Here is an 8,674-nt window from a genome sequence, read left to right as displayed (position 1 = left end):
CCCGGGGTGCCGCGGCCCGGGGCGGATGCGACCACCACGCGACCACAGCCGGGAACCGCATGGAGTGAAGACAGCGGTCAGGTACGGCCATTCGGCGACGGTGCGGCGGCCTGGTCGGCGGATGCGACCACCATGCGACCATCAGGGGCGGAAGACGGCGAAGGCCATCCCCGCCGTGCGGCGGGAATGGCCTTGTGACCTGCGGTTTCGCTGGTCGGGACGGCGGGATTTGAACCCACGACCCCTTGACCCCCAGTCCGGCCGAAACGCCCCAAAAATAGGGCAGTTGGAACAAAGGGACGGGGAGTTTCGTGTGGTATTGCCGGAGTTGTGCGGTGCTGTGCATGGCGTGTGGTCCCCGGCTGGTCCCCGGGAGGAGCCTGCGCCGCCCCTGGGGCAGTCGGGTGTTACCACCCGGGGTGTGTCGGCAGGGTACAAGCCGCTGTGAACTTTCGAGTGGCGGATCTCGACACCGGGTCGCCGATGCGTGGAGGTCCGTCGCGTTGTAGCGAGGGTTGTCCGGGCCTGAAGTGTCCCGTCCCGCGTTGGGTACGGGGCCCCGGCGGGGTCAGTTCTGGTTGACGGGCCAGGCGGCTGCCGGGTGAGCCGGCCGTCGGCGAGGTGGCCATCACGTGAACGGCGACACCGCACGCATCGAGTCGTGCGTCGATGAGGACGAGTGGCTGCTGCTGGAGAACGGCGAGCCCTCCGAGCTGGAACTGCTGGGCCCCGCACCGCGGGTGTTCGACGCCGAGCGGGTCGCGGGCGGCTGGCTGATCACCGACACTGTGCCGGCCGAGGAGGCGAGCGTGACATGCTGACCGGTCGCGCCCGCGCTTGCGCCGGGCAGCGCGCTGGGGGATCGCCGCGGGTGTCCTGGTGACGCCGCTGGCCCTGCTGGGCCCGGGCGCGGGTTCGGCCCAGGCGGATCACCACTGCAAGAAGGTGCGCAACGAGGACGGCGAGCTGGTCTTCACGTGCGAGGGCGGGGAGAACGGCGAGAGCGGCCAGGACGGCGATGGCGGCGGTGAACCGTCCTGCGATCTCGATCTGGTGGCGTCCAGCACGCATCGCTGGTGCGAGGGCGAGAACGCCTGCTGGGCGAATGTTCCCTCGGCCGCCTATCCGACGCCGGACACCTGGCCGCCCGGCCGGCCGTCCGAGGATTCCGTCTACATCTACAAGTACTGCCTGGGCCCGGACGGCATCCACGCCTACGACGAGTGGGGCTGGTACACACCGGAGGAGCGTTCCCTGCCGGACCGCGCCTGGGAGGCGTTCGGGCAGCTCGCCACCCCGCAGTTCACCATCGCCTTCAGCCCGCCGCAGCGGTTCGTGTTCAGCCCGCCGCAGCGGTCCGTGGTCCTGATGGACACCTGGTGGTGGGTGGCCGGAGCCGGTGACGGGGAGCTGCGCAGCGATTCGGTCGAGGGCGTGGTGGCCATCGCCGAGCCCGGCCGGATGGAGGTGGATCCGGGCGACGGCAGCGAGGTGCTCGGCTGCCCGTTCATCACCGTCACGTCCGACGTCTGCGTCCATGTCTACACCAAGGCGTCGGTGAACGGTTCTGCCCAGACGGCCGACGGCACCACCGCCTACCCGGTGCGCGCCCGCCTGGTGTACACGGTGCACTTCGAAGAGGACGGCGCGCCGGTGGAGGTTGCCGGACTGCCGGACACCCTGGAGAGCCCCTGGGAGGAGGCCCCCCGTCCCGGTGACGGAGGTCCAGGGCGTCGTGGTGGAAGACTGACGGCAGGGCCCGTCGGGCCCAGGAGTCAGCGGCGGTCCGCCTCCGTCCAGCGGTGCCAGGGGACGGTGGTGCGCCAGGCTTCGTCACCCGACCGGGCCCAGCTGCACACGATTGCGGTGACCTCATCCTCCCCGAACGGCCCGGGCACGGGGGCCAGCCCCGCCCGGTAGTGACGCTCCGGGCTGCCGTCGCGGTACTCCACGGTGTGGCCGCCGTCGCCGTGCCGCCACACCTGGATGTAGTGCTGCCCGGCCTCGGGCATATCGAGGCGCTCCACGACCAGGAAGGGAAAGCGAGCGTTGAGCTCCGAGATCAGGTCGTGCAGTCTGTCCGCCGAGGGATCCTCCCAGACGGCGCCGGTGGCGTCCCGGGCCCGGAGACGGGCGCTCACCCCTCGACCCGCTCCCGCGCGAAGGCCAGCAGCTCCTCGCGGCCGTATTCCCGGCTGCCGGCGGCCTGCGGCGCGGCGCTTTCCGTCACCCGGTAGGTCCCGTCCCACTCCACCCGCCACACCTGGCGGCGGCGGTTCTCGAACTCCACGAAACCCGGCGAGTTCTCCAGCTCGGCCAGCTCGTGCCAGAGGACGTCCGGCCGGGCCACGCCCCGCTCGTCGCCCATGCTGCCGGCGCCGGTGCGGTCGTTGCGGAAACGCATCCTGACGAACGGCACCGGTTTGCGGTCCAGCGCGCCGGGATCGGCGAACCGCTCCTTGGCCAGCGTCTCGGCCTCTGTCTGGCCGTCGGCGAACTCGCACGCATAGCCCGGGTACATGACGTAGACGTGGGGCGTCAGCTCGGGGCGCTCATAGGAGTAGGGCTTGGCGATCACCGGGGCGAGCGCCGCCACGGTGTCGAAGGGGCGGCCCTCGCAGCGGAAGCCGGATACGGCCGCGATCGGATCGGCGGCGGTCAGCTCCGCGCCGTGCGCGCGGGCGAACGCGGTGATGGACCGCACCATCTGCTCGTCGCCCGGCCCGCGGAAATGGAACTGGAGCAGCCGGCTGCCGTCCTCGGTGAGGGTTCCGCAGAAGTGCAGCCCCGGCGCGGGCGACCAGTACCAGGCGTCGGTGACTCCGGCCACGGGTGCGCTGCCCTTGAATTCCCGCACCGTGCTCGCGAGATCCACCATCTGTCTCCTTCTCCGGCTTCGAGGGCTTTCACGAGCAACTGTAATTGGGGCCGACGTCCTGACGGTATCTGGCAGTCATCTGGGCACCGCCGCTGGAATTCTGGCTGCGGGTCATCGGCTCCAGATTGTCCACTCTGTTGTACCAGTCATTGCGGGTCGCCCGGTCGGAGTTGTATCCCTCCCGGTTCCAGTGATCGACCACCGGCTCGCGGTGCTCGTAGGTGAGCTGGTCGCTGGGGATGATGTTGCCGTACCGGTCGCGCCAGGTGAGATCGCTTCTGGGGATGCGCTCGCCGGTCCGAGGGTCCCGGGGCACCGCGCCGGTCGTACGTCCCTCGTCGGTCCAGCGGATGGCCATCTCGTCGTGGGTGGACTGACGGTAGCCGCCGGGGTATTCGGTGTCCCGGTTGTGGGTGGTCGGGGGAGCGTTGGGATCGTGCGCGTACTGCCCGTTCGCCGGATTCCGGTACAGGCCGAGCGGGTCCAGCCACCACAGCGGATTGGGCCCGTAGGAGTAGTGGTTCGGTGCCGCGTCCAGGCCCAGCGGGTCGGGTGTGACGAACCGGGCCGTGGCCGGGTCGTAGTAGCGGTGGAAGTTGTAGTGCCAGCCGGTCTCCGGGTCCGCGTACTGCCCGGCGAAGCGCAGCGGGCAGTCCACCGGCCCGTCGCCGCCGGGTCCATCGCCCGAGCCGCCGCCGGTGAGCGGCATGCCCCACAGGGTGGTGCGCAGATGCCAGGCGATCGTGCCATCGGGAGCGATGAGTTCCGCCGGGGCGCCGGTCAGGTCGGTGACGATCGCGTGGAACCTGGCATCCACCTCGGCCTGCGCCGGACCGCGGTCGAGCTGGGTCAGCGGACGGTGGGTGCCCGGCGCGTAGTCCCAGCTTGTGACGTGTCCGCTGTCGGTGACCTGTTCGGCGAGACGGTGGCCGTCCCAGGTGAAGACGATCCGCATGTCCGGCGTGCCGTCGCCCGTCAGCCGCTGCTTTGCGATGCGGCGTCCCACCGGGTCGTACTCGTAGGCCCAGTGCTCGCCGTCCGGGGTGCGCACCGCGGTGAGGCGGCTGTCGGCGTCCCACTCATAGGTGGTGATCCGGCGCTGTCCGTTGAGCAGCCGCTTGACGCTGCGCACCGGGCGGCCGAACCCGTCGTAGTCGTAGGTGGTGTGCCCTGCCCGGCGAAGCCGGTTGCCCAGGTACTCCTGGCGGGATTCCACCCGTTCGCCCGGCCCGCGCGAGGAGACCGCCAGAGTGAGGTTGCCAGTCGTGTCATAGACGTAGCTCTCGGCCCGGCCGGGCGCCTGCACGGAGGTGACCCGGCCGCCCCGGTCCAGCTCGAAGCGGCGTACACCGGTGGTGAGTTCGCCGATCTCAGTGGCCAGTCCGTCGGCCCGGTAGCGGTACTCCCGCCGCTGCACGAGATGCGTGTCCTCCCCGCGCCGGTGCTCCACCGACTGGGCGATCAGGCGGTTGGCCGGGTCCCAGGACTGGACCAGGGCGAGGCCGTGCCCGAAAGTACGGGAGACCTCGCGGTCCGCTTCGTCGTAGCCGAATTCCAGCAGTCGGCCGGCCACACCCAGTGTCCGGGGCCGGCCGGCCCCGTCATACTCCCATGCCGAGATGGCGCCGGAGGGGGTGCGGCGTTCCACCCGGCGGCCGAGGGGGTCGTAACGCCAGGTGGTTTCCCGCCCGTTGACGGACTCGCTGAGCACCCGGCCCAGCGGATCGAAGGTGCGCTGAACGGTGGCGTGCGGACCGGTGGCCCGCACCTCGTTGCCGGCCGCGTCGTACTCGTGGGTGACCGTCCAGTCGCCCGACCGCCTCTCGGTGACCCGGCCCAGCGCGTCGCGGGTGAGGACCATGGGGGTGTGGTCGCCGGCCCGCACGGCGTGCACCCGGCCGGCCGCGTCCAGGACGTAGTCCACCGTGCGGCCGGCGTAGTCGGTCTCCTGCACCACCCGGTTCGCCGCGTCGTAGCGGTAGCTCCAGTCCTGCTGCTCCTCGCCGCCGCCGGTGGTGACCGAGAGCAGGTTGAGCTGCCCGTCGTAGCGGAAGCGGTATGCAGTGCCATCGGGGTCGGTCCGCCGGACGGGCAGACCCGACCACCGGTACTCGGCGGTGTAGGCCAGGCCGGCCGCCGTGACATGGCGGAGCAGATTGGCCTCGCCGTCCCACTCCCAGGTCTGACGGGCCCGGTCCGGACCCTCCTCCCAGGCGGCGCGGCCCTCGGTGGTCCAGCCGAAGCGGCGGGTCTCGCCCATGGCGTTGGTAATGGCCACCGCGCGGCCGAAGGCATCCCGCGTTACGGTGACGGTCCGGCCCAGCGGATCGGTGATGCGCAGCGGGAGCCCGGCCCGGTCGGTTTCGGTGCGGCTGGTATGCCCCAGCGGATCGCGGACGGCAAGCAGTTCGCCGTGGTCGCCGTATTCGTACCGGGTCGCATGGCCGAGCGGATCGATGGTCGCGACGCGGTTGCCGGCCGCGTCGTAGCGGTGCCGCCACTCGGCCCCGTCCGGCTCACGGATCAGCACGGGGCGGCCCAGCCGATTGTGCTCCGCTACGAGCCGGGCACCGTCCGGGCGTTCCAGGGCGGTGAGGTTGCCCTCGGTGTCGTAGCTCAGCCGTGTGGTGTGGCCGAGTTCGTTGGTCTGGGCGACCAGGCGATCGCGTTCGTCCCACTCCTGGCGGAGTGTGTGGCCGAGCGGGCTGGTCACCGAGGTGAGCTGCAGCCGGTCGTTCCAGCGGTAGACGGTTGTGTGGCCCAGGGCGTTGGTGAAGCGCGTGGTGCGGGCGTCGGTGTCGTAGGCGATCCGGCACGACAGGATGCCGTCCACGCCATCGCCGGCGACGCAGCGGTCCTGAGCGTCGTAGGTGAAGCGGTACCAGGCTTCGTTACGGTCGGTCCAGGAGGTTATCCGGGCGCGCTCGTCGTAGGTGAACACCTTGGGCAGACCGGAGGAGTTGTAGATCCTCTCCAGGTCTCCGGCGACGGTGTACCCGTATCCGAGCAGGCGCACGCCGCCGGGCGGGCCGTTCGGATCGGCCAGGCGCAGCCCGGATATTCGGTCGTCGCGCAGATCGACGTCGATGCGGTAGCCACCGCTGTGCCGTATGGCGAGCGGGGCACCGTCCGCCTGACGGTCGAAGGTGATGAAGTTGCCATTGCGGTCGCTGATCTCGGTCAAGTACAGCGTGTAGCGCCGGGTGCCCGCCGGGTGGCGGCCAAGGGGAGCGAAGTGCCGGGTGCACCCGGTGCGGGGATCGGTGACGCGGATCTCGCCGTAAGGGGTGCCGTCCCAGGCCAGGGGCCAGGCCGGGCCGTTCACCGGTAGCACGGCGCGGTCCGGTAACGGTACCGGGTACAGCAGCAGCATGCCGTCCTCGGTGGCGAATACCGCTCCGTCTTCGTCCATCTCCAGGCGCTCGTCTAGCGTGGAGGCCCAAGAGGTGCCGAAGAAGCGTCCGTACCGGTAGCTGGACAGGTGGGTGCGGCGCACGGTGAGCGGCAGCACCGCGGGCAGCTCGACATCCCTCTCCTCGATCAGCATCTCCCCGCTGACCATGTCCACCGGGTCGCCGTTGCGGCAGCGACCGCCAGGCGGCTTGCCGTGCGGCGGCGGATTACGGCGGGCCGCCGAAAGCCCGTCCCCGGCGAGATTGCGGAAGTTGCGGCCGAGGTTGCGCAGCCCGGCGGCGAGCCCCGCGGCGGTGGTCAGCCCCTTGAACGCGGGGATGCAGTCGAGGGCCGCCAACCCTCTTTCGTACAGTATTAGACGTGAACAACACGCCACGGAGCACCGCAGACCAGGACAACGCCGCCATCTATTGCCGCATCTCCAAGGCCGACGACAACGACCAGACCGGCGTAGACCGCCAGGAGCGCATTTGCCGGGAAATCGCCGACCGGTTGGGCGTACGGGTAGTTGCTGTCTTCAAGGACAACAACCGCTCTGCCTGGCAGCGCAACCGCAAGCGCAAGGGGTGGGACGAGCTGTTGGAGCGCACCCGCCGGGGGGAGTTCCGGCATGTGATCGTGTATCACCCGGACCGGCTGATGCGGCAGCCGCGCGACCTTGAGGAGTTGCTGTCGGCAGCGGAGGATCAGCACGTCACCTTGCACGGGCAGGCCAACCGGCGTGATCTGTCCAACGCGGAGGACCGGTTCATTCTGCGGATCGAGGTTGCCCAGGCGTGCAAGTCCTCTGACGACACCTCCCGCCGGGTGAACGAGGCGGTCAAGGACCGCCTTGCCGCCCGCAGGCCGCATGCGGGCAGGCGCCACTACGGCTACACCCCGCAGCGCACGGCGATCGTGGAGCATGAGGCGGAGATCATCAAGGAGATCTACCGCCGGTACCTCGATGGAGAGACGCCCCCGGCCATCGCCCGTGATCTGCATGAGCGGGGTATCCGCACGGCCGAGGGCAAGCAGTGGCAGGCCAGCACGGTGCGGAACATGCTGGATTCCGCGTTCCTGGCCGGAGTGCAGATGCACCGGGGGAAGCGTCTGGGCATGGGGGACTGGCCCACGATCATCGATCTTGGGCAGTGGGAAGAGGTTCAGCAGTTGCGGCAGTTCCGTTCGGTGCAGGAGAAGGAGCGCACCAGGCCCAAGCGGTATTACTTGCTGCGCGGTGTGGTGACGTGCACGTGCGGCACGCGGATGGGTGGCAGCAAGTCCGGCGGGAAGCGGGATGACTACATCTACCGGTGTGCGCGTTCGGCCCGGAATGGTGAGCAGCGCTGCAAGCGCACGATCCTGGCCGAGCCGCTGGAGAAGCTGATCACGGAGCTTGCCGTCCGGCAGCTTGAGAGCCTGGACGTTACCGGCCGCCCGGCCGCCCCGGTGCAGGTCCCGCAGAGCGCGGCGGAGGACGAGGCCGATCAGCAGCAGCTTGCCGAGCTGAAAGAGATGTGGCTTGCACGGGAGATTCCCACGCCGGAGTACCGCCAGATGCGGCGCACGATCGAGGACCGCATCAAGGCCCGCCAGAAGGTCACCGCACACCGCCCGGTGTCGGTGCTGAAGGGTCTCACCGGCCCCGGAGCCGCGAAGGCGTGGGCGGAGCTGGAGAAGGCAGGCGACTACCCTCGCTTGAACGCGGTTCTGCGGTTCCTGTACGCGGCAGTGATCATCCACCCGACCCAGCGGCGGGGACCGGGCCTTGATCTGGACCGGATCGATGTGGAGCCGAACCCGCTTCCGTGATCGCCGACAGTGCCGGGCCGAGGAGTCGCGCCAGCCGCTCAGCGCTCTTCGGCCCCACCGTCGTTGGGCACTTGGCAAGCTGCCGGGTGATCCACTCTTCCCGCGTCACGGCCCGCGCCCCTCACCGGCCAACGCTTCCCGGGCAGCTTCCCGACCGGCCGCCATGTCGGAGGCGATCCCGGCCGCGAGCAGCGCCGCCCCGGGGGAGTGCCCGGACCCGGCGTAGCGCCAGCGCTGAACGGTGACCACGGCCGAGCCCCACAGCCGCCGCCGCGCCGTAGCGTGTGCCGCCCGTTCAGCACGCAGCGCGCTGTAGGTGGTGGAGTAGGCACGGGATTTGGTGAGCACGTGGCCCCGGTAGCCGAGCTGGTGAGCCCAGGCCCTCAGCCGCAGGTGTGCCAGTTCGGGCAAGGCCCCCAGGCGCCAGCAGGTTGAGGGGTCTCGCGTTTTCCGGACAGGGATGTAACCGGGTTATTTCATGAGGCGAGTTGGAGGCGCTGGTGGTCGGCGTGCGCCTCGCGTGGAGGTCGATAGCCGATGGCCGAGTGAAGTCGTCTGTGATTGTACCAGTGTTCGATATATCGGGTG

At 70.1% G+C, this 8,674-nt stretch carries 6 protein-coding genes; 3 read left to right on the top strand and 3 right to left on the bottom strand.

Translation table 11 applies throughout. The features are described 5' to 3' along the window. Positions 1-632 precede the first annotated feature (632 nt). Both GQS09_RS24485 and GQS09_RS24480 read left to right on the top strand, forming a co-directional pair. A complete protein-coding gene (locus GQS09_RS24485; protein ID WP_165989750.1) occupies positions 633-821 on the top strand; it encodes a hypothetical protein in 189 nt (62 codons plus the stop codon). A gap of 58 nt (positions 822-879) precedes the next feature. Continuing rightward, positions 880-1,920, top strand: coding sequence for a hypothetical protein (locus GQS09_RS24480; RefSeq protein WP_165989749.1), 1,041 nt, complete (start codon positions 880-882; stop codon positions 1,918-1,920). Between the two features lie 217 nt (positions 1,921-2,137). Here GQS09_RS24480 and GQS09_RS24475 read toward each other — a convergent pair whose 3' ends face one another. Further along, entirely contained in the window at positions 2,138-2,878 is a 741-nt protein-coding gene (locus GQS09_RS24475) for a hypothetical protein (protein ID WP_165989748.1), read from the bottom strand. 28 nt (positions 2,879-2,906) lie between these two features. Beyond that, a complete protein-coding gene (locus GQS09_RS24470; RefSeq protein ID WP_165989747.1) occupies positions 2,907-6,629 on the bottom strand; it encodes an RHS repeat-associated core domain-containing protein in 3,723 nt (1,240 codons plus the stop codon). Between the two features lie 23 nt (positions 6,630-6,652). Between GQS09_RS24470 and GQS09_RS30785 the strand changes: the two genes are divergently transcribed. Beyond that, positions 6,653-8,086, top strand: a complete 1,434-nt coding sequence (locus tag GQS09_RS30785; RefSeq protein ID WP_165989746.1) for a recombinase family protein — start codon at positions 6,653-6,655, stop codon at positions 8,084-8,086. Positions 8,087-8,191: 105 nt separating this feature from the next. Here GQS09_RS30785 and GQS09_RS24460 read toward each other — a convergent pair whose 3' ends face one another. Beyond that, positions 8,192-8,548 carry a replication initiator gene (locus tag GQS09_RS24460; protein ID WP_313896320.1) on the bottom strand — a complete coding sequence of 119 codons (357 nt, stop codon included), beginning with the start codon at positions 8,546-8,548 and terminating at the stop codon, positions 8,192-8,194. Positions 8,549-8,674 lie beyond the last annotated feature (126 nt).

The sequence above is a fragment of the Streptomyces sp. YIM 98790 genome (assembly GCF_011421595.1).
Lineage (GTDB): Bacteria > Actinomycetota > Actinomycetes > Streptomycetales > Streptomycetaceae > Streptomyces.
Note: the sequence above shows the minus strand (reverse complement) of the source record. Positions and strands in the feature narration are given on the sequence as shown.